The organism is Kitasatospora sp. NPDC059648 (assembly GCF_042734825.1).
Classification (GTDB): domain Bacteria; phylum Actinomycetota; class Actinomycetes; order Streptomycetales; family Streptomycetaceae; genus Kitasatospora.
This window is the reverse complement of the sequence record NZ_JBHWDU010000084.1, coordinates 18,357-36,754: the sequence shown is the minus strand read 5'-3', so window position 1 is coordinate 36,754 and position 18,398 is coordinate 18,357. Positions and strand designations below refer to the sequence as shown.

16 protein-coding genes are annotated in these 18,398 nt (G+C 76.1%); 6 read left to right on the top strand and 10 right to left on the bottom strand.

From position 1 onward, the window contains the following. The 4 genes from ACFV1W_RS33040 to ACFV1W_RS33025 all read left to right on the top strand — a co-directional run. A partial coding sequence (locus ACFV1W_RS33040; protein ID WP_380420943.1) for a WD40 repeat domain-containing protein occupies window positions 1–1,017 on the top strand: 1,017 nt, incomplete at its 5' end. A gap of 235 nt (window positions 1,018–1,252) precedes the next feature. Beyond that, window positions 1,253–2,266 carry a hypothetical protein gene (locus tag ACFV1W_RS33035; protein ID WP_380420942.1) on the top strand — a complete coding sequence of 338 codons (1,014 nt, stop codon included), beginning with the start codon at window positions 1,253–1,255 and terminating at the stop codon, window positions 2,264–2,266. 1 nt (window position 2,267) lies between these two features. After that, on the top strand, window positions 2,268–5,873 hold the full coding sequence (locus tag ACFV1W_RS33030; protein WP_380420941.1) for a hypothetical protein: 3,606 nt from the start codon (window positions 2,268–2,270) through the stop codon (window positions 5,871–5,873). A gap of 3 nt (window positions 5,874–5,876) precedes the next feature. Continuing rightward, window positions 5,877–7,370: a hypothetical protein gene (locus tag ACFV1W_RS33025; RefSeq protein WP_380420940.1), complete on the top strand. Its 1,494-nt coding sequence runs from the start codon at window positions 5,877–5,879 to the stop codon at window positions 7,368–7,370. Here ACFV1W_RS33025 and ACFV1W_RS33020 read toward each other — a convergent pair. The 6 genes from ACFV1W_RS33020 to ACFV1W_RS32995 form a co-directional block, all read right to left on the bottom strand. Then, window positions 7,367–8,680, bottom strand: coding sequence for a hypothetical protein (locus ACFV1W_RS33020; RefSeq protein ID WP_380420939.1), 1,314 nt, complete (start codon window positions 8,678–8,680; stop codon window positions 7,367–7,369). The genes ACFV1W_RS33025 and ACFV1W_RS33020 overlap by 4 nt on opposite strands. A gap of 98 nt (window positions 8,681–8,778) precedes the next feature. Further along, a complete protein-coding gene (locus ACFV1W_RS33015) occupies window positions 8,779–9,540 on the bottom strand; it encodes a hypothetical protein (protein ID WP_380420938.1) in 762 nt (253 codons plus the stop codon). 124 nt (window positions 9,541–9,664) lie between these two features. Then, complete coding sequence (locus tag ACFV1W_RS33010; protein WP_380420937.1) at window positions 9,665–10,993, bottom strand: RNA polymerase sigma factor; 1,329 nt, start codon at window positions 10,991–10,993, stop codon at window positions 9,665–9,667. Further along, window positions 10,993–11,412 carry a YciI family protein gene (locus ACFV1W_RS33005; protein WP_380420936.1) on the bottom strand — a complete coding sequence of 140 codons (420 nt, stop codon included), beginning with the start codon at window positions 11,410–11,412 and terminating at the stop codon, window positions 10,993–10,995. Before ACFV1W_RS33005 ends, ACFV1W_RS33010 begins: the two co-directional genes overlap by 1 nt. 224 nt (window positions 11,413–11,636) lie before the next feature. Then, a complete protein-coding gene (locus tag ACFV1W_RS33000) occupies window positions 11,637–11,987 on the bottom strand; it encodes a transcriptional regulator (protein WP_380420935.1) in 351 nt (116 codons plus the stop codon). Then, a complete protein-coding gene (locus ACFV1W_RS32995; RefSeq protein ID WP_380420934.1) occupies window positions 11,984–12,442 on the bottom strand; it encodes a hypothetical protein in 459 nt (152 codons plus the stop codon). The genes ACFV1W_RS33000 and ACFV1W_RS32995 overlap by 4 nt, the downstream gene beginning before the upstream one ends. Window positions 12,443–12,690: 248 nt before the next feature. Between ACFV1W_RS32995 and ACFV1W_RS32990 the strand changes: the two genes are divergently transcribed. Next, window positions 12,691–13,005, top strand: a complete 315-nt coding sequence (locus tag ACFV1W_RS32990) for a hypothetical protein (RefSeq protein WP_380420933.1) — start codon at window positions 12,691–12,693, stop codon at window positions 13,003–13,005. A gap of 219 nt (window positions 13,006–13,224) precedes the next feature. Here the strand turns inward: ACFV1W_RS32990 and ACFV1W_RS32985 are convergent, their stop codons facing one another. From ACFV1W_RS32985 to ACFV1W_RS32975, 3 genes are all read right to left on the bottom strand, one after another. After that, the gene (locus ACFV1W_RS32985; RefSeq protein ID WP_380420932.1) at window positions 13,225–14,538 is read right to left on the bottom strand and encodes an MAB_1171c family putative transporter; all 1,314 of its coding nucleotides are present in this window, start codon (window positions 14,536–14,538) and stop codon (window positions 13,225–13,227) included. Next, window positions 14,535–15,086 (bottom strand): ParH-like protein, encoded by a 552-nt coding sequence (locus tag ACFV1W_RS32980; RefSeq protein WP_380420931.1) that lies wholly within the window; start codon window positions 15,084–15,086, stop codon window positions 14,535–14,537. The genes ACFV1W_RS32985 and ACFV1W_RS32980 overlap by 4 nt, the downstream gene beginning before the upstream one ends. 155 nt (window positions 15,087–15,241) lie before the next feature. Continuing rightward, a complete protein-coding gene (locus ACFV1W_RS32975) occupies window positions 15,242–15,769 on the bottom strand; it encodes an XRE family transcriptional regulator (protein ID WP_380420930.1) in 528 nt (175 codons plus the stop codon). A 704-nt stretch (window positions 15,770–16,473) separates the two neighbouring features. Here ACFV1W_RS32975 and ACFV1W_RS32970 point away from each other — a divergent pair. Beyond that, window positions 16,474–17,418: an aldo/keto reductase gene (locus tag ACFV1W_RS32970; protein ID WP_380420945.1), complete on the top strand. Its 945-nt coding sequence runs from the start codon at window positions 16,474–16,476 to the stop codon at window positions 17,416–17,418. A 162-nt stretch (window positions 17,419–17,580) separates the two neighbouring features. On the opposite strand, the gene ACFV1W_RS32965 is transcribed toward ACFV1W_RS32970, so the two are convergent. Then, complete coding sequence (locus ACFV1W_RS32965; protein ID WP_380420929.1) at window positions 17,581–18,318, bottom strand: hypothetical protein; 738 nt, start codon at window positions 18,316–18,318, stop codon at window positions 17,581–17,583. Window positions 18,319–18,398: the final 80 nt, after the last annotated feature.

Sequence of the window (18,398 nt, the reverse complement as noted above, 5' to 3'; positions counted from 1 at the left end):
GGCCCACCGCCCGGGCCACCGCCCCCGGGCCCGCCGCCCGGCCCGCCCCCGGGCCCGCCGCCCGGCCCGCCCCCGGGCCCGCCGCCCGAGGCGTCCGTACTGACCGGGCACACGGCAGCGGTGACCTGCGCCGCCGTCTCCCGCGACGGCCGCCTGCTGCTGTCCGGCAGCGAGGACCGCACGCTCAGGCTCTGGGACCTCGAAACCGGGTCGGAGATCCGGCACTGGAGCGCCCACGAGGACGGCGTGCAGTGCGCGGCCCTGTCCCCGGACGGCCGTTGCGCGGTGTCCGGCGGCGTCTGGGGCCCGGCCGTCCTGTGGGACACCGGCACCGGCCGACAGCTGCGCCGCTTCGACGGGCAGCAGCAGGGCTGCCTCGCCGCGGTCTTCTCCCCCGAGGGCCGCCTGGTGGCCGCCGGCTGCGGGGACCACACCGTGCGCTGCTGGGACCCGGCCACCGGCCAGGAACTGCGGCGCCTGCCGGGACACACCGCGGACGTCACCGCCGTCGCGTTCTCCCCGGACCGCCGGCAACTGCTCTCCGGCTCGGCCCAGTACGACGTCGGCACCGACCAGGTGCGGCTGTGGGACCTGGACGGCGGCCAGGAGCTGCGCCGCTTCGGCGAGGAGCTGTTCGCGGTCACCGCCGTCGGGTTCGCCGTCCGGGGCGGCCTCCTCGTCGCCACCACCATGGACGGCCTGCTGCACGTGTGGGACCCGGTCACCGGCGCGCAGACGGGCCGCTTCGCCATCGGGACGGGCAACCTGCGCTGCCTGGCGGTGGCCCCGGACGGCCGGCGGCTGCTGACCGGCAGCGGCACCGACCACTACGACGCCGACCTGCTGGCCACCCTCGGCGTCGACAACCGGGTCCGGCTGGTCGACCCGGGCGACGGCCGGGAGCTGGCCCGCTACGAGGGCCACACCGGCAACGTCAACGCCGTGGCCTTCACCCCGGACGGCCGGCGCGCGCTCTCGGCGAGCGCGGACCGCACCATCCGGCTGTGGGAGCTGTAGCCGGGGAACAGCGCGCAGGCCACTTCCGTCACCGCTCGCCCGCGGTCACCGCTCGCCCGCGGTCACCGCTCGCCCGCGGTCACCGCTCGCCCGCGGTCACCGCTCGCCCGCGGTCACCGCTCGCCCGCGGTCACCGGTTGCCCCCGGTCACCCCGCGGTGGAATCGTGGCAGGAGAAGGTCGGACGGAACCCCGAGATGCCTGGGCGGGCACGAGGACAGCACCCCACCTCGACCATGGGCAGCCCAGCGGTCCGGGCCCCGGCCGGGCCCGGTGGGCGAGGTGTCGGGGCCCTGTGCGCGCTCCTCGGCCTCCTGCCGGTCACCCCCGTACCGGCCTGGGCGTGCGCAGCGGCGCCCTTCGCCCTCTGGTTCTGGGCCGTCACCGTGCCCAGCCTGGCGCTGCTCACCGCCATCGCTGTGGCCACCGCCCGTCGCCCGCGCCTGAGCCGGGTCCATCGCGCCCTCGTGACCGGGACGGTCGGCGGCCTGATCGGCACCCTCGGCTACGACCTGTTCCGGGTGCCGTTCGCGCTGGCGGGCCTGCGGCTGTTCGCCCCGGTCGACACCTACGGCGTGCTCGCCCTGGACGCGGACTCCTCCAGCCCGCGCACCGGGCTGCTCGGCTGGGCGTTCCACTTCTCCAACGGCATCGGCTTCGGGATCAGCTACGCCGTCATCGCCTCCGGCCGGCGCTGGCAGTGGGGCCTGGCCTGGGGCCTGATGATCGAGACCATCGCGGTGGCCTCTCCCGTCGCGGGCGTCTACGCGCTGCGCGGCGCGGGGCTGATCGCCATCGCCTACGCCGGGCACCTGGCCTACGGGGCGCCGTTGGGCCTGCTGGTCGCCGACCCCGGGCGCACCGCGCGCCGGCTGCGCGAGATCGGCCCGCACGCCACCGCCTGCGCCCTGCTGGCCGTCGTGCTGGTGCTGGTCCTGTGGCAGCGCCCCTTCACCACCCCGGCGCCCGTGCGGGCCGGGGAGCGGGTCGCCCCCGGCCCGAGCGCCCTGGTCCTGGACGGACGCTTCCACCCGCAGTACCTGCGGGTGCCCGCGTACGGCTGCGTGAGCCTGCGCAACGGCGACACGGTGCCGTACACCCTGCCCGCCGCCGCCGGCTCCCCCCGGCTGGAGCCCGGGCGCACCACCACGGCCTGCTTCGCCTCCGCGGGCAACGCCGTGCTGCGGGTGCGCACCTCCGCCCAGCCGTACGCGGGCGGCTTCGTGATCGTGGATCGGACGGCACACTGAGATGACCACCACGACGGCCCCGCAGACCGTGCCGACCATCGGCGACGTCGCCCGGCAGCTGCCCGGGTGGCTGCGCGAGCACCTGTGGTCCGCCGTGACCGGGGCGGTGGTCGGCGGCGTGATCGGCTACGCCGTGAACGTCTTCCTGATCGCCGTGCGCTACGGCGGCTGGCGCAAGGTGCCGCCCGGGGCGCCGGCCACCACCCACGGCAACTTCTTCCAGGGTGCGCTGTTCTGGGGCCTGCTCACCACCGTGCTGTTCGGCGTGTTCGGCTACTGGCACACCGTCGGCACCACCCGCTTCCTGGCCGACCTGCGCGCGCTGCCGCGCACCCTGGCCACCCTGGTCCGGGGCGACCGCGCGGCCGGCGTCCACCTCCTGTGGGGCGCGGCCGTCGCGATGCTGGCCGCCCAGATCGTCCCGCCCGCGGCCGGGGCGGTGCTCGCCCTCGGCGTGCTCGCGGGAGCACCGACCGTGCTCGGCAGCATCGTGTCGACGTTCCTGCGCCGGATCTGGTCCGCGGTGGTCAAGCGGATCGCCCCCACCCGCCACCACCGCGTCACCGGGATCACCGGCATGACGGTGGGCCTGCTCGGTTCCGCCGCCTCGCTGGCCGTCGCCTCGTTCGTCACCGACGGCCCGGTCAAGTACGGCCTGGCCGGCGCCCTCGCGCTGGCCGCCGTGCTGGTCTCCGCCACCGGCGCGCGCCCGCCCGCCACCGCCTGCGTGGTGCTGCTCGTCGGCGCCGTGCTGGTGCTGCACGGGCTCACCGACGTCCTGCCGGCCCACGCCGACGACGGCGGCTCGCTCGAATGCAGGCTCCGGGGCCAGGCCTGGTTGAGCTGCACCGGCAGCGCCACCGTGCTGCGCTACTCCGCGGCCGGGGCGGCCGCGGCCGGCGCGGGCGGGATCCTGGGCGCGTTCCTCGGAAGCTTCGCGGGCACCCTGGCGGGCCCGCCGGGCACCCTCGGCGCACCGGGCACCGAAGGACCGGACGGCGACGGACCGGACGACGGGGCAGGGGACGGCGCGGGCGAGCCGCCCCGGCAGCCACAGGCGGCCATGCCGCCCGGCGACCGGCAGGCGGTCAACAACTGGATCCAGGGGCTGCTGGACGACCCGGCCTTCCAGCGCTGGCGCGCCACCCACCCCGGCTTCACCGATCCGCCCACCGACGCCGAGTTCAACCAGTACCTCAACTGGCGCCGCGCGCAGGGGATCGCGGACCCGGCCCTGACCCTGCCCGGCACCCGGGCGGACCTGCCGGTGGACGCCGGACCGCTGCCGGCACTGCCGCCGCCGGACGAACCGCCACCGCTGCTTCCGGACCTGCCGCCCGGCCCCCAGCCCCTGGACGAAGGGCCCGCCGGGGACGCCCAGGGCGTACCCGACCAGCCCCCCGCCCCCGCCCCCGCGCCGCCGCCCGCGCCACCGCCCGCACCCGACCCCGCCCAGGCGATCCGCGGCCGCCTCGCCGCGCTCGACGGCGCCAACGTGTACGACCCCTCGTACTGGCAGCAGCTGCAGACCCTCGAACAGGGCGTCGACCCCGCTCAGGGCCTCACCCCCGACCAGCTGCAGAGCCTGCGGAGCCTGGAGGCGATGGTCCCCGCCGCCGACACCGCCGGGAACGCCCAGCGGGAGGCGTTCCGCCAGTCCGGCATGGACGCGCTCCAGGCCGCCGACGCCAAGCGCGACCGGGACTACACCGACTACCTGCACCGGCTCGACGGCATCGAGGCCCACGAGAACTACCTCAGCAACCTGATCGACCACCTGCCGCCCGGCCAGTTCGAGACGGCCAACCGGGTGCTGCAGCAGATCGAGAACGGCGCCCCGGGCGCCGACACCGCGGGCGCGCTGCGGCAGATGACCACCGCCCTGTTCACCCAGGCCCAGGGCCGCAACGAGGCGCAGGCCGCCGCCGCCGAGCTGGAGTCGATCGCGGCCCAGGAGCACGAGGCCGCCGCCGTCGGCTGGCAGCACGTGGCCATCGCCTCCGAGCTGGTGCTCGCCCCCTTCGCGGTGCCGCTGACCGCCGCCGGCGCCGCCCAGCTCGGGGCGTTCATGGTCGGCCGCAACGCCGTCCAGGGCTTCGGCGTCGGCTACGAGGAGGGCGGACTGGGCAAGGCCCTGCTCGGCGCGGCCAACGCGGTGCTGCCGATCAACACCCTCCAGGCCGCCTACCAGGCCACCGTCGGCCAGGTCATCGACCCCGACAGCCCCGCCCCGCAGGCCGGCCGGCTCTCCATCGCCCTCGCCATGGTCCAGGACCTCGGCAACGCCGTCGGGCTGCACTCCCTCGGCCTGAACAGGATCGGCCCCGCGGCGACCGACGCGGTCAAGGAGACCACCGCGCTCAGCGCCCTGCACGGCGGCCAGCCGCCGCCCGGCCCCGTCCCCACCGCCACCGCCGCCACCGACGCCGCCTACCGCGCCGAGCAGGCCGCCGGGCAGAAGGCGGCGCAGGAGTTCCAGCAGATGGCCGCCGACCTGCGCGGCCTCAAGGCGCAGGGGGCGAGCCCGGACGAGATCGCGGCGGCGCAGGAGGCGCTCAAGCAGAAGGCCGTCGTGATCAACTCCCAGTACCAGGCCAAGGCCACCCTGAAGACCGTCCCCAAGGAGATCCAGGGCGAGTACGCGAACGTCCTCGACCCGGTGCTGAAGAAGACCCACGAGGACACCGTCGCCCTCCTCAACGCGCAGGGCTACAAGCGGGGCGGACAGCCGCTGACCGTGGACGACCTGACCGACCTGCGCAACGCCAAGAGCGCGGGCACCGTCGGGATGGACCGCGACCTGGCCCTGCAGCAGATGGCCTACCGCCAGACCCTCGCGCAGCTGGAGAAGGCCCCGCCCACCTCGCAACAGGCCGAAGAGCTGTACAAGAGGCTCCAGGAGCTGCGGGCCTGCGACCAGCTGACGCTCAACGGTGTGCCGGTGAGCCCCTCCAACGCCAACAAGGACTTCCAGGCCGCCTACCACCAGGCGTACTCCGCCGCCACCGGCGGCCAGGACGCCGACGAGGCGCTGCAGGCCGTGACCCAGAGCAAGCACCCGGAGGCCTACCAGGACCTGCCGGTGCTCAAGAACGACGCCCTCGGCTACCCGCCCGATCCCAAGTGGGCCGCGCAGACCGGCTCGGTGACCACCTACAAGTCGTACATGAACCCCAAGGAGCTGAGCCCCGGCAGCGCGTTGCAGGAGACCGCCCGGGGCGTGGCCAAGGACATCTCCAGCAAGCTCGAACCGATGATGTACCACTACCAGGGCGCGGACCCCGCCGCCTACCAGCGCGTCCTGGACATGAAGGGCTTCCTGGGCGACTGCGGCAAGGGCGTCTACACCCCCTCGCAGATGGAGCTGCTCTCCCAGCAGAAGTTCGGCACCTCGATCAACGGCCTGGCCCAGCAGGTCGACTCGAACCTGGCGGCCTTCATCCAGGGGCACGGCCCGGCGTACCCCGCGTTCCGCGCCCTGCCCGCTCCCGGTCCGGGCGGGCTCGGCGGCCACCTCGCGCAGGCGGTGGGCGGGCACGCCGGGACCGTCGCCACGGGCATCGCCTCGGGCCCGGCACGCGGGGACGAGGCGGCAGGAGGAAAGTGAGCCATGGACCCCCGAGCCACCGCTGCGCCGGCACCCGACACCTCCTCCGACACCCCCTCGCCGGGCGGCCTGGCCCGTACCATCCGCCTTCGCCGGGCCGAATTCGCACCGCTGGCACGGCACCTGGACATGCCCGAGCCCGGTGTGCTGTCACCGCTGACCGACCTGTGCGCCCCGGACCCGGCGGCGGGCCCGGACGCGACCGGACCGGTCCGGGAAGCCGCCGAACTGCTCCGGGAGTTCACCGGACTGTCCGCCGCCACCGTGCGGACGGCACTGCTCCCGCTCGCCGTCCCCGACCGGGTGGTCGACGCCCGCAGCGCCCTGTTCAACAGCGCCCCCACCCAGTGCCGGCTGTACGCCTCCCGCCGCCACGAGGGCGTCTTCGTCGGCCTGCGGCCCGCACTGGACGGCGGGTACGAGCTGATGGCCCCGTTCGCGCCGCAGGACCTCGCCTGGTGGGTGCAGCTGCAGGTGCAGTTCTCCAGCGGCCAGCCGGTGCCGCTGCCCCAGGAGGAACTGACCGCCGAGCAACTGGCCTTCCTGCTGGTGCTGGTGGACGCGTACAAGACCGCCTTCTTCCGCTCCTTCAGCGGACGGCGCACGGAACCGGAGCCCGTCACCGTCTGCGTGACGGACCTCCTGGAGGCCCAGCAGGACGCCCTGCGGGTGGCCGACCGGCGCTGGATCGGCCACGCCGTCGCGGAACTGTTCGCCACCCAGCTGCACCCCGGCGGCCGGAGCGGCGTGACCCTGCCGCCGGTCACCGCCGCCGTCGCCGAACGGGAGCTGCGCCGCTACGAGGAGAGCGGATACCTCGAACGCGTCGGAGCCGGCGATCCTGCGGCGTACGAGCCCGGGCTCACCCTGGCGACCTTCGCGGGCACCCTGTTCACCTGGATCAGCCTGCTGTCGCTGCACGACGTCCAGGTGGTCGGCCACGAGGCGGGCCGGCCCGTCGCGCAGGAGGACATGGTCCTGTTCGTGGTGACCGAGCCGACGGTCTGGGCCGTGGTCAGCCAGGGCCTCACCCGGGCCCGCGAGGACTGGTCGGCCGTCCGCTTCGGGCTGCGGGCCCTCGGCGTCGTGCAGGCGTGCGGCCTGGCCGCCGAGTTCCTGCGGCCGATCCCGGAACTGGACCTCCCCGAGGAGGTCTACCGCCCGGAGCCGGAGCCGGAGCCGGAGCCGGAGCAGGTGACGGCGACGGTGGCGGCGCCGGTGAGCGAACCGCTCAGCCGCCCGCCCGCGCCGCCGGTATCACCGGAGCGGACCACCGAGCCCGTCTTCCGGCCCACGCACCGCGTTCCGTCCGGCGGCATGTCGGCCTGGGCCGCGCCCGACCCGTCGCTCAAGGCCGTCACCAGGATCGACGCCAGGGTGGAACTGCACGTGCTGGAACGGGCCGGGGACTGGGCGCACATCGTCTGCTCCAACGGCTGGTCGGCCTGGGTGGACGGGCGGCGGATCGAGGAGCTCGGAGGGGCGGACACGCTCTAAGGGATCGTCAGGGTGTCCAGCGCCGTGGTGAGGACCGGCTGGTAGGAGGCCCAGTCGGCGTCGGGGGTGGACAGGTAGACGGTGTACTCGTTGCCGTTCGGGGCGAGGAGGGACTGCGCGCCCACGTGGGAGGAGCCGAAGGTGAACTCCCAGTAGGCGCCCGGGTTGCCCTGGAAGGTGTTGGTGCGCAGGTCGATCCGGGTGTAGCCGCCCTGCTGGGTGAGCGACTGCTCGATCTGGCGGAAGCCGTCGACGGGGGCCTGGCCGGAGGGGTTGGCGATCACGGTGAACCGCAGCACGTGGCCGCCGTTGTCCGGCGAGTAGTCGCCGGCGCCCATGCCGTTGTCGGTGCGCGTCCAGCCGGTGGGCAGCGCGAAGCTGAAGCCCGCCGGGTCGTCGGTGCGCACGTAGCCGGAGGGCACCGCGGGCGAGGGGGTCTGCGGCGGGCTCGTGGGCGTCGGGGCCGGGGTCGCCGGGCTCGGGCTCGGGCTCGGGGTCGCGGGGGTGGGCGTCGCGGGGCTCGGGGCCGTGGGCGACTGGGTACCGGGTGTCCCGGAGGTCCCGGGTGTCGCCGGCGCGGTGGCCGAGGGCGGGGTGGCCGGAGCCGTGACGGCCGCCCGGTGGTGCGTGCCGCGGCCGGCCAGCAGGAAGACCAGCCCGCCGATCAGCGCGAGCGCGAGGACCACCGCCGTGATCACCACCCCCGGGCGGCGCACCGCCGCAGCCCGCCCGCCCGCAGGCTGCGGGCCACGGCCAGGACCAGGGCCAGGAGTCGGTGGTGGTGGTGCCGGTGCTGTGGCTGTGGCGGGCTCCCGGACCGGCAGGGCCGCGGCCGTCGCCGGGCCGACCGTGAAGCCCGCCGCGACCCGCTCCAGCATGTGCCCGGTCCACTCCGCGCCCGGCCGCTGCGCCGGGTCCGTGCGCAGCAGCGAGGCGATGACCGGTGCGAGCGGGCCGGCGCGAGGCGCCTCGGCCGGTTGCCCCGCCTCCGGCGCCCGTCCCTCCACGGCCGTGTGGAGCGTGGCGCCCAGCGACCACAGGTCGGCCTCGGGACCGGGCGGACGGCCTGCGGCCCGCTCGGGCGCCCGGTACCCGGGGGAGGCGTCGAACGGCTCGGCCCCGAACGCGGCGAGCTGCGCCCGTCCGCGCTCCAGCACCACCCGGTCCGGCTCGACGGCCCCGTGCACCAGCCCCGAGCGGTGCCCCCGCGCCAGTGCGTCCAGGACCTGGGCGCCGATGCGGGCCGCCTCGCGCGGCGCCAGCGGCCCGTCGGCGGCGATCACCTCGGCGAGGGTCCGCCCACCGCCCATCGCTGCGCTCCCACCGTGCCTCGGTCCCCACGGCCAGTCTCCCGCCGAACCCTGGCGGGGGCCATCGGTGCCCCGCGGCCGAGGCGGCGGCGCAGGGGTCAGGGGCGTCCGCGCCCGCCGGGGCCGCCGCGCCGGGCGGTGTAGTAGGTGCAGGCCTCGCGCCAGTTGGTCCTGAAGTCCAGTTGCAGGACCAGGCCGCGCCCGTTCGCCCGGGCGGTGCGCAGCAGTTCGGCCGGGTCCGCGCCGGGCGGGGTCTGCTCGTTGTCGAAGCGCACGCGGCTGCCGATGCGCTTCCAGCACGGGTCCGGGCGCAGGGTGGCGCAGTCCCGCAGGTCCCAGTGCAGGACGGCGCCGGGGCTGCTGAGGCCGGGGGCCTCCATCCGCCAGCCCTCGGGGCTGAGCCGCCAGCCGTCGTCGGCGAGGTCGGCGCCGTGCCAGCGCAGCGCGTGGGCGAGGGTGCCGGTCCTGTTGTCCGGGGAGCCCCACTCGGCCAGGCCCGCCGCCTCGATCCGGGGCAGCAGGACGGTGGGGTCCTCCCGGGTGGCGAAGTAGGCGCTGGCGGTCATCCGGCAGACCAGGGCGAGCCGCCCTTCGGGGCCGGGGGCGTGGATGTCGAAGGACTCCGGCCGGTCGCAGTGGTCGCTGATCCGGGTCAGCAGGTGTTCCACCCCCTGCACCGCCGCCAGCGCCTGCACCATACGCTCGATCCGCTCCCGCTCCGCCTGCCTGGCCGCCCGGGCGGGCGGGGCGTCGGCCAGGGCGCGCAGGCGCCGGTCGGTCGGCCAGACCCGGCACGACGCCTCCAGGCCCCGGCCGGGAAGGCTCAGCAGGTAGCCGAGGAGGTACGTGAGGCTGTTCACCGGCTGGTGGTTCCTCTCGGGGGGGTGCTGACGGGCGGGCGCGGGTGCCGGACCACACCCTGGCCCGGGCGTGCCGCCGTGCGCAATCCGCTTCCGTACTCAACTCCCGTGTGCGGCCGGGTGATCACCGCCCGGTGCCGAGTGCGGCCGCCTTGCGCAGAAGCACGGTCCGCTCGCGGGTGTTGCGGCACAGCCGGGCGGCGAGTTCCAGTTCGGCCCGGGCCTCGGCGGTGCGGCCGAGCCGGGCCAGCAGTTCGCCGCGCACGCCCGGCAGCAGGTGCGAGCCGGACAGCCGGCCGGAGACGGCCAGGTCGTCGACCAGGGCGAGCGCCTGGTGGGGCCCCTCGGCCATCGCGAGGGCCACCGCCCGGTTGAGCTCGACCACCGGGGACGGCGCGAGGCGGCCGAGTGCCTCGTAGAGCAGCACGATGCGCTCCCAGTCGGTCTGCGCCACCGAGGGCGCCATCGCGTGGCAGGCGGCGATCGAGGCCTGGAGGCCGTACGGGCCCAGGCCCCGCCCCTGGCCGCGCCCCAGGCTCGCTGCGCGGCCGAGCGAGGCCAGCCCGCGGCGGATCGCGGAGCGGTCCCAGCGGCGCCGGTCCTGGTCCTCCAGGAGCACCGCCTCCCCGTCCGGCCCGGTGCGGGCGGGGAAGCGCGCGGCGGTGAGCTCGAACAGGGCGAGCTGCCCGTGCACCTCCGGCTCGGCGGGCAGCAGGGCGGCCAGCATCCGGGCCAGCCGTACGGCCTCGCGGGCGAGGTCGGGGCGCAGCAGGTCCTCGCCGGCGGTCGCCGTGGAGCCCTCGGTGAAGATCACGTACAGGACGCTCAGGACGGCGCCGAGCCGGGCGCGCCGCTCCTGGCGCGGGGGCAGCTCGAAGGGGACGTGCGCGGCGGCGATGGTCTTCTTCGCCCGGGTGATCCGGGCCTGGACGGTGGGCACCGGCACCAGGAACGCCCGGGCGATCTCCTCGCTGGACAGGCCGCCCACCACGCGCAGGGTCAGCGCGACCCGGGCCTCGGGGGAGAGCACCGGGTGGCAGGCGGTGAACATCAGGGCCAGGACGTCGTCGTCGACCCGGTCCGGGTCCCAGGGCAGGTCGTCCGGCTGCTGCGGGGCGCCCGCCGCGCCCGTGCTGAACTCGCCCTCGGCGAGCGGGCCCGCGAGCGCGGCGTAGCGCTCGTCGAGGGCCGAGGCGCGGCGGAAGGCGTCGATGGCCCGGCGCCGGGCGGTGGCCAGCAGCCAGCCCACCGGGCTGGCCGGCGGGCCGTCGCGCTCCCAGCTGACCAGGGCCTCCGCCAGCGCCTCCTGCGCGACGTCCTCGGCGAGCGCGAAGTCCCCGGTGTAGCGGGCCAGCGCGCCGACGATCCGGGCGGACTCGATGCGCCACACGGCCTCGACGGCCCGCCGGGCGGACTCGCCGCCCGGCGGGACGCCGGTTGCTGCCTCGGGCATCAGAGCTGGCCGGTCCGCTCGCGCCAGGCCCGCTCCTTGACGATCCACTCGTTGTCCTGCGGGAACTCATCGATGCCCGGCACCCGGCGCACCTCGCACTTCGAGCCCGGGAAGGCCGGCAGCCGCTTGGCCCACTCGACGGCCTCCTCCTTCGAGGCGACGTCGAGGATGTAGAAGCCGCCGAACAGCTCCTTGGTCTCCCCGTACGGGCCGTCGGTGACCACCGGGGCCTCACCGCCGAAGTCGACGACCGCCCCCTGCGACGGGTCGTCCAGCCCCTCGGCGGCCACCAGCACGCCCGCCCGGATCAGCTCCTCGTTGAAGCGCCCCACGGTCTCCAGCATCTCCTCGAACGGCGTCTCCATCATCTTCGCCATGGACTCGTCCGTGCCCCGCATGATCAGCATGTACTTCGCCATCTCAACCTCCTCGAACGGGGTCGCCTGCCGACCCTCTCCATCCCAAGGTCGAACGGCGCGGCGGCAGATCGACACGGTGGACGAAGACGGACCATATTCCTTTCCGCCGGCCCCTGCCCGCCGAAGCGCACGGCAACGCCCGCCCCGGCCCGCCGTGGCCGGGGCGGGCGCACCCGCCCCGTCGCCGCCCGGGAAGCCGGCCGGGCCGACTACCCGCGCAGCGGTCAGGCCTGGGGCGGCTGCTGTTCCAGGGCGGCGGCGAGGGCGGTGGCGGTGGCCGCGATGCGCTGGAGTTCGGCCAGATGGGAGGCCAGGGCGCGGCGGCCCTCGGGGCTCAGGCGCAGCCAGGTGCGCGGGCGCTTGCCGACGTAGCCGCGGCGGACCGTGACGTAGGAGGCGGCCTCCAGGACGCCGACCACCTTGCTCAGCGCCGACTCCGAGACCCCGCAGTTCTCCCGCACGGCGCGGAACTCCGCCTCGGCGCAGCCGGAGAGGAAGGCCACCACGGTGAGCCGGGTGGGCTGGTGGATCAGCTCGTCGAACGCCGGGGCGGGGGCGGGCGGTTGGGCGTTCACTCGGCGTCCGCCCGCGCCCGCCTGCGGCGCAGCCGCAGCAGGTGGGCGAGGCCGCAGGCGGGGCCGAGGGCGAGCAGGAACCCGGCCGGCCCGAACGCCAGGCCCAGCGCCCCGGAGGCGGCCAGCGCCGGCAGGTGGGCCGCCGCGGCCGGGAGCCAGGCGCCCGGGCCGGGCAGGGCCGGGACGATCCCGGGCCGGTGCTCGGCGCGGTGGCTGACCACGACGTGACCGATCAGGACCGCCGCCGCGGCCAGTTGCAGGCCCGCGGCCGGCAGCCAGAGCCGTTGCGGCAGCAGCACCGACAGGCCGAGCAGGACGAACCCCAGCGCGAACAGCCCGGCGGCCGTGGCCGGGTACCAGTGCGGCAGCGGGCGGGGCCGGGCCGCCGCCCGGGCCCGGTGCGCGGCGCGCAGGCAGGCGAGCGCGTCCGCGGGGTCGATGTGGTGAGCGGCCATCAGGTCTCCAACTCCGCGGTTCCTGGGCATGGTTGAGCGGGCCTTCGATCCTGGCATTTACTTTCCCGTCAGGCAAGTACTAGCGTGGCGGGCATGCGCGCGGGGGGAGGCGGGGACGTGACCGCGGCGACGCCGCGGCCGGCTGCGGCCGAACCGGGCCGCAGGAGAACCCCGGGGAGGACTGGACGGCCCGTGCCCGATCCCCGAAGAGCGCAGAGCGAAAACCGATCGGAACACGAGGAACCACCATGTTCAACCCGCTGTACAACCGCGCCAAGCCGGCCAACCTCGAAGCCCTCCGGGTAGCCCTGCGGGCCGCGTTGGACACCGCCGGCCAGGAGGAGGTCCCGGGCCTGCGCCGCGCGATCCGGATCGTGGAGGACTTCGTCCCCAGCGGCGGCGCGGCCGGGGTGGAATGGGCGCGCAACGTCCTGGCGCTGGCCGGCATCGACCCCCGCACGGCCGAGGTCAAGGCCGTCCGCGAGCTGCGCACCGCGCGCCCCGACCTCGGCCTCAAGGAGGCCGTCGCGCTGGTCAAGGCGCTGACCGACCAGGCCGGTTGACGCGCTACGGCTGAAACGCCACCGCCGAAGCGCCACCGTCGAAGCGCCGCGGCCCGGGCGCTGCGGCCGGGCGGGTCCCTGGCAGGTGGGCGCGCGCCGTCGCCCGGGCAACGCGTCCCCGGCCTCTCCCCGCAGCGCCCCTACGGCTCCAGGCGGGGATCGTCGATGTCGACGGCGACGATCCCGGGCGGATACAGCTCCGGGCAGGCCGTCAGGATCTCACCGCAGCGCCCCCTCGGCCCGTTCGGCGCGGGCCCTTTCGGCCCTTTCGGCCCGTTCCGCGCGGGCGCGGGCGCGGGTGCGGACCTCGGCGACGGCGGGGCAGGTGGCGTAGACGCGGGCCAGCTGGGCGAGGTGCTCGGCCTCGCCGTCCATGGTGTCCATGGCGGTCGTCCCGGGTGCGGCGGACAGGACGGCCTCCTGCGGTGCGGCGCCGGACGCGGCCAGCTCCAGGGCGGCGGCCAGCGCCGCCGCCTCGGCGGTGGCGGCGGCGTGGGCGGAGGGCGGCGGGAAGCGGCGGGTGGCGTGGTCGAGCCACCGGGCGGTACGCGGGTCGGCGTGCTGGCGCAGAATCAGGCGGGCGTCGTGGATCTCGATGATCCGCCGGTAGAGCGCGAACTGCGGGTCGCGCGGGGGCAGCGGCAGGCGGCGGGCCGGGCCGAGGGCGATCTCCGGCAGCACGGTGTGCAGGTCGCGCCAGAGCGGGGCGAGCGCCCGGTAGCGGCGGTGGGCGCGCACCCAGCCCCGTACGGCCCCGGCCGCGGCGGGCCACAGTGTGCTGCCCAGGCCCGCGGCGATCAGGGCCGCGCACAGCCCGCCCAGGACGGCGCACAGGGTGTCCTCGGGGCCGTCCTGGCTGCCGGTGGCGGCCGCGCGCAGCACGTCGTCCATGCTCCAGGCGTTCCACAGCAGCCCGGCCACCAGCCCGCCGGCCAGCAGCCGCAGCCCGGTGCCCAGCCGCCCGGGGCCGGCCGCCCGGGCGCGCCGGAGAAGTTCGCGCAGCAGCGCGACCAGGCACACGGCGGTGTGGAGCATGCCCACGGCGGTGTACCCGGCCAGCGCCAGGCGCGCGGACAGCTCGGGACCGACGGTCAGCTCCTCGCCCGCCAGGCCCGGCGCGGCCGCGGTGATCAGCGCCAGCCGCAGCCCCAGCACCGCGCCCAGCAGGGCCAGCCCGCCCCGTACCTCGGGGCGGCGCAGCGCCGGGCCGGCGCCCTCGGCGTTGCCCGGCCGTGCGGCGGCGTGCGCGGCGTCGGCCGCCCTCAGCGCCGGTACGAGCAGCCGGATCGCCGCGGCCGCGCCGTCGCGCAGTCCGTCGCCGAGCACGATCACCAGCACCGCGAGCACCGGAACCCCCGTGCCCTGCACCGCCCGTACGGTCGGCGGGGCGAGCACCAGCAGGGCGGCGCCCAGCAGGGCGGTGCCGTAGCAGGTGTAGCGGGCGGCGGCGCGGGAGTCGATGCGGCTGCGGGCGAAGTGGGCACCGCTCAGGACGAAGAACAGGCCGACGGGGTACAGGGCCAGGTCGCTCACGGCCGTCCCTCCTCCGCTCCGCCGTCCCCCGGTCCGCCGTCCGGCCGTTCGCCGTCGGCGGGCCCCGGTTCCGGGCTGCGGCCGCTGCTCAGCAGGAGGCCCAGCGCGTCCAGCGAACCGCGCGCCGGCGCCGGGCCCGGCCGGTCGGCGGCGTCCGCCCGGTCCGCCCGGTTGAGGATCACCGAGGCCAGCAGCTCCGCCTCCCGCTCCTGCGGCTCGTCGTAGCTGGTGCGCCCCAGCACCCGCTGCACCAGCGCGGGGGAGAGGTTGGGCAGCAGCGCGGCGGCGGGGGCCAGCGGCGCGGACCCGGCATGGTCGAGCAGCAGGTGCGCGATCTCGTGCACCAGGATGTGCCGCTGGTGCAGCGCGCCGGTGTCCGCCGCGTACAGGATGTAGTCCGCCTCCAGGGTGGAGACCAGCAGCCCGCAGGGCGCGTGCGGACGGGCCGGCACCGGCAGCAGCTCGATCGGCCGCCCGCGCCGCACGGCGAGCTGCTCCAGCAGCGCCACCGGGTCGAACGGGCGCGGCAGCTCCAGCTGTTCGGCCATCCGGCGACATCGCCGCAGCGTGGATTGGTAGCCCCGGCCACCCCTCACGTCACCCCACAAGCCGAGCTCCCCTCCAGCTCCACCCCGTGCACACGTCCCGGGCCTCGGATCTCGCTCCCCAGGGCCAACGGTCCCCGGGTCAGCGGTCCCCGGTCTCAGGGCGAGGGGCGTTTGCGCGCCGCGTCCCGGCGGGCGATCACGTCGACCAGCTCGCTGACGGTGTCCAGGCCCTCCGGCGACAGGCCCACCGCCCGCAGCGCCAGGCTGCGCACGCCCGCGTCGCGCAGCGCGCCGAGCAGTGCCAGCTCCTTGGCGATCTCGGCGCCCTGCCGCTCGTCGAAGAAGTAGGCGGGCGGGACCTGGAAGAACTGGGCCAGCGCCTCCAGGTGACGCTTGGTCGGGTTGTCCCGGCGCCCGGTGCGCAGCTGCCACAGGTAGGTGGTGGAGAAGGACTCCCCGGTCGCCTCGCGGCAGGCCCGGGCCACCTCCTCGTTGGTGTACTGCTCGCGGTCGGGGCGGCGGACGGTGTGGAACAGCGCCTCGATCCGGGCCGCCAGCCCGCTCGCCTCCGCGCTCGCCGGACCGTCCCCGGATCCGCCCCCGGGCTCGTCCGGGTGGCCGTTCAGCTCCGGTGGAGCGCCCTCCGGTTCCACCTGAACGCCGTCCCCCGTCGACTCCGTCATTCCCCACCTTCCTCACACCCGGGCCCTTTGCGCCGCGACCTCGACGGACGGACAGGGCCGGCCAGGTCACGATAGCCGAACGGCATCAGCTGGCATGGATCCGAATGGGCCCGCAATCAACTCCGGTTGACCCGCGTAGCGGTGGCTGACATCCTGGCCGGGCAGCCGGCGGGTGCCGACCAGCGCATCTGATGTCTCGTCAGGTCGATTTGTGGCGAGGGAGTTCGGCCCCACGGGGCCTGCCGTGCTCTCGCACCGCCGCCCGTTCCCACGCCCTGCCACCGCCGCCCGTTCCCACGCCCTGCCACCGCACCCCGTTCTCCGCCCGGGCCGCCCGTACGGCCCGGGCGGCCGCACCGCCGCCGGCACATCCCGGCACGCCCCGGGCCCGCCCGGTCGCCGACCGTCTGACCCCCCTGCGCCCCACCCCGGACCGCTCACCGAACGCGACGGCGTGCACAGCCGGTTGCTCACCGGCAACGACCGCCACTGGCCGGGCACACCGCGCGACTGCGTCAACTCCGTGCTGCGCCTGGTCCAGCCGGCCACCGGCCCGGGACCGGGTGGCGGCTAAAGTCCCAGGCGAGCACCCCGCGCCCGCCCGAGGAGACCCCGCCGTGCCGACCGATCCCGCCGCCGCCACCCCCACCGCCCCCGCCGCCGACACCGCGGGCCCGCACACCGGGCGCCCGCACGCCGCGCGCCTGGGACTGGGCACCGCGGCGGTCGGCCGTCCCGGCTACATCACCCTCGGCCGTGCGCACGACCTGCCCGCCGAGCGCACCGTCGAGGCCCTGCGCGAGCGCACCCACGCCCTGCTCGACGCCGCGTACGCCGCCGGCGTGCGCTACCTCGACACCGCCCGCTCCTACGGGCGCGCCGAGCAGTTCCTCGCCCAGTGGCTCACCGAACACCCCCAGGCCGCGGCCCAGGTGACCGTCGGCAGCAAGTGGGGCTACACCTACACCGCCGACTGGCGCACCAGCGGCGTCGCCGCGCACGAGGTCAAGGAGCACTCGACGGCGGTCTACGACCGCCAGATCCGCGAGAGTCGCGCCCTGCTCGGCCCCCGCCTGGACGTCTACCTCGTCCACTCGGTCACCGCCGACAGCCCCGCCCTCACCGACCCCGCCCTGCACCGGCGCCTGGCCGACCTCGCCGCCGAGGGCGTACGGGTGGGCGTGTCCACCAGCGGCCCCGCCCAGGGCGAGGCCATCCGCCGGGCGCTGGCCGTCACCGTGGACGGCCGCCCGCTGTTCACCGCCGTCCAGGCCACCTGGAACCTGCTGGAGACCTCCGCCGCCCCCGCCCTCGCCGAGGCCCACCGGGCCGGCTGGCTGGTCGTCGTCAAGGAGGGCATGGCCAACGGCCGCCTGGCCGGCCGCAACGCCACCGGGGACGACACCGCCCCGCTGCGCACCCTCGCCACCCGCACCGCCACCACCCCCGACGCCCTCGCCCTGGCCGCGGCCGCCGCCCAGCCCTGGGCCGACGTCGTCCTGTCCGGCGCCGCCACCCTCGACCAGCTCGCCTCCAACCTCGCCGCCGCCGACGTCGCGCTCACCCCGGAGGACCTCGCCCCGCTGGCCGCGATGGCCGAACCCGCCGAGGACTACTGGCGCACCCGCTCGTCCCTGCCCTGGGCCTGAGGAGGGCGTTCGGCAGGGGATTGCCCCCACCTGTCCCGCTCTTGGTTCCTGCGGCACGGACTCGGTTCCGGGATCTCGTGGCGACCGGGCCGTTTCCGCGGTACCGATCAGCCGTGACGGAACGACGCAGGTATCCCTCGGACCGGAAGGACGGTCACCTGCTCACGAGTCCCAGGGGTACTCCGGCGGCCAGCGGTAGCCGAGCTTCTCGGCGGCCGTCTGCGAACCGCCCCAGACCTGCGCCGTGGCACGGGGATCCCCGGCGGTCAGCCGGGCTTCGAGTCGCTCCGCCTGGCGGGCCGGGTCGTCCGCGCAGATCGGCAGCCTGATCCCGAACTGGAGCCAGTGGTCCTCGCGTTCGTCGCAGTCGCGGGGATGGCGCAGCACGACGTCCATCCGGTCGGGTTCGGTCCAACTGTCCCAGATCGCTTCGAGCTCGCAGTCCCACGCGGCCAGCCCGCTGCCGTCTCCCGTCAGCTTCGCTTCGAGTAGGTCGGCGACCACGGCGCCGGGCCACTGCCACCTGCGGTCCGCCTCGGCCCGGGCGACCTCGGCGTCGTACTGGGCGGCGGAGAACCGGCAGTCGGCCAGGCCGAAATCCTTGTCCATCGGATTGCGCCAGCCCGTCCACAGCACGTGCTCCCTCTCGCGCCTGATCGTCACGTGGACGGCGCCGCAGCACTCCTCCACGCATCCGGCCCTGGCGATGCGGACCTCGCGAGGGGCGGCGGTGGCCCGCAGCAGCCCGGCCGAACCCAGCAGGTGCCGTGGTCTGACGCTCCGGTAGGGGGAGCCGGCGAACACGTCCCGTCCGCCGATGACCGGGCGGACCTCCAGGCCGACCTCGGCCGCCGGCGGGCAGATGATGCGCAGTTCCAGAACGTCCACGGTGTCGGCCACCGACCGATGATGGTCGGCCGGGCCACCGCTGTCACCCGGATTACCGCGCCCTGCGGGTGCAGGTCAGGTGCGTGACCCCG

Bases quoted from the DNA above. Each gene is read 5' to 3' on its own strand.
- ACFV1W_RS33035 (WP_380420942.1), top strand. From the start codon at position 1,253: ATGGGCAGCCCAGCGGTCCGGGCCCCGGCCGGGCCCGGTGGGCGAGGT.
- ACFV1W_RS33030 (WP_380420941.1), top strand. From the start codon at position 2,268: ATGACCACCACGACGGCCCCGCAGACCGTGCCGACCATCGGCGACGTC.
- ACFV1W_RS33025 (WP_380420940.1), top strand. From the start codon at position 5,877: ATGGACCCCCGAGCCACCGCTGCGCCGGCACCCGACACCTCCTCCGAC.
- ACFV1W_RS33020 (WP_380420939.1), bottom strand. From the start codon at position 8,680: ATGGGCGGTGGGCGGACCCTCGCCGAGGTGATCGCCGCCGACGGGCCG.
- ACFV1W_RS33010 (WP_380420937.1), bottom strand. From the start codon at position 10,993: ATGCCCGAGGCAGCAACCGGCGTCCCGCCGGGCGGCGAGTCCGCCCGG.
- ACFV1W_RS33005 (WP_380420936.1), bottom strand. From the start codon at position 11,412: ATGGCGAAGTACATGCTGATCATGCGGGGCACGGACGAGTCCATGGCG.
- ACFV1W_RS32995 (WP_380420934.1), bottom strand. From the start codon at position 12,442: ATGGCCGCTCACCACATCGACCCCGCGGACGCGCTCGCCTGCCTGCGC.
- ACFV1W_RS32990 (WP_380420933.1), top strand. From the start codon at position 12,691: ATGTTCAACCCGCTGTACAACCGCGCCAAGCCGGCCAACCTCGAAGCC.
- ACFV1W_RS32980 (WP_380420931.1), bottom strand. From the start codon at position 15,086: ATGGCCGAACAGCTGGAGCTGCCGCGCCCGTTCGACCCGGTGGCGCTG.
- ACFV1W_RS32975 (WP_380420930.1), bottom strand. From the start codon at position 15,769: ATGACGGAGTCGACGGGGGACGGCGTTCAGGTGGAACCGGAGGGCGCT.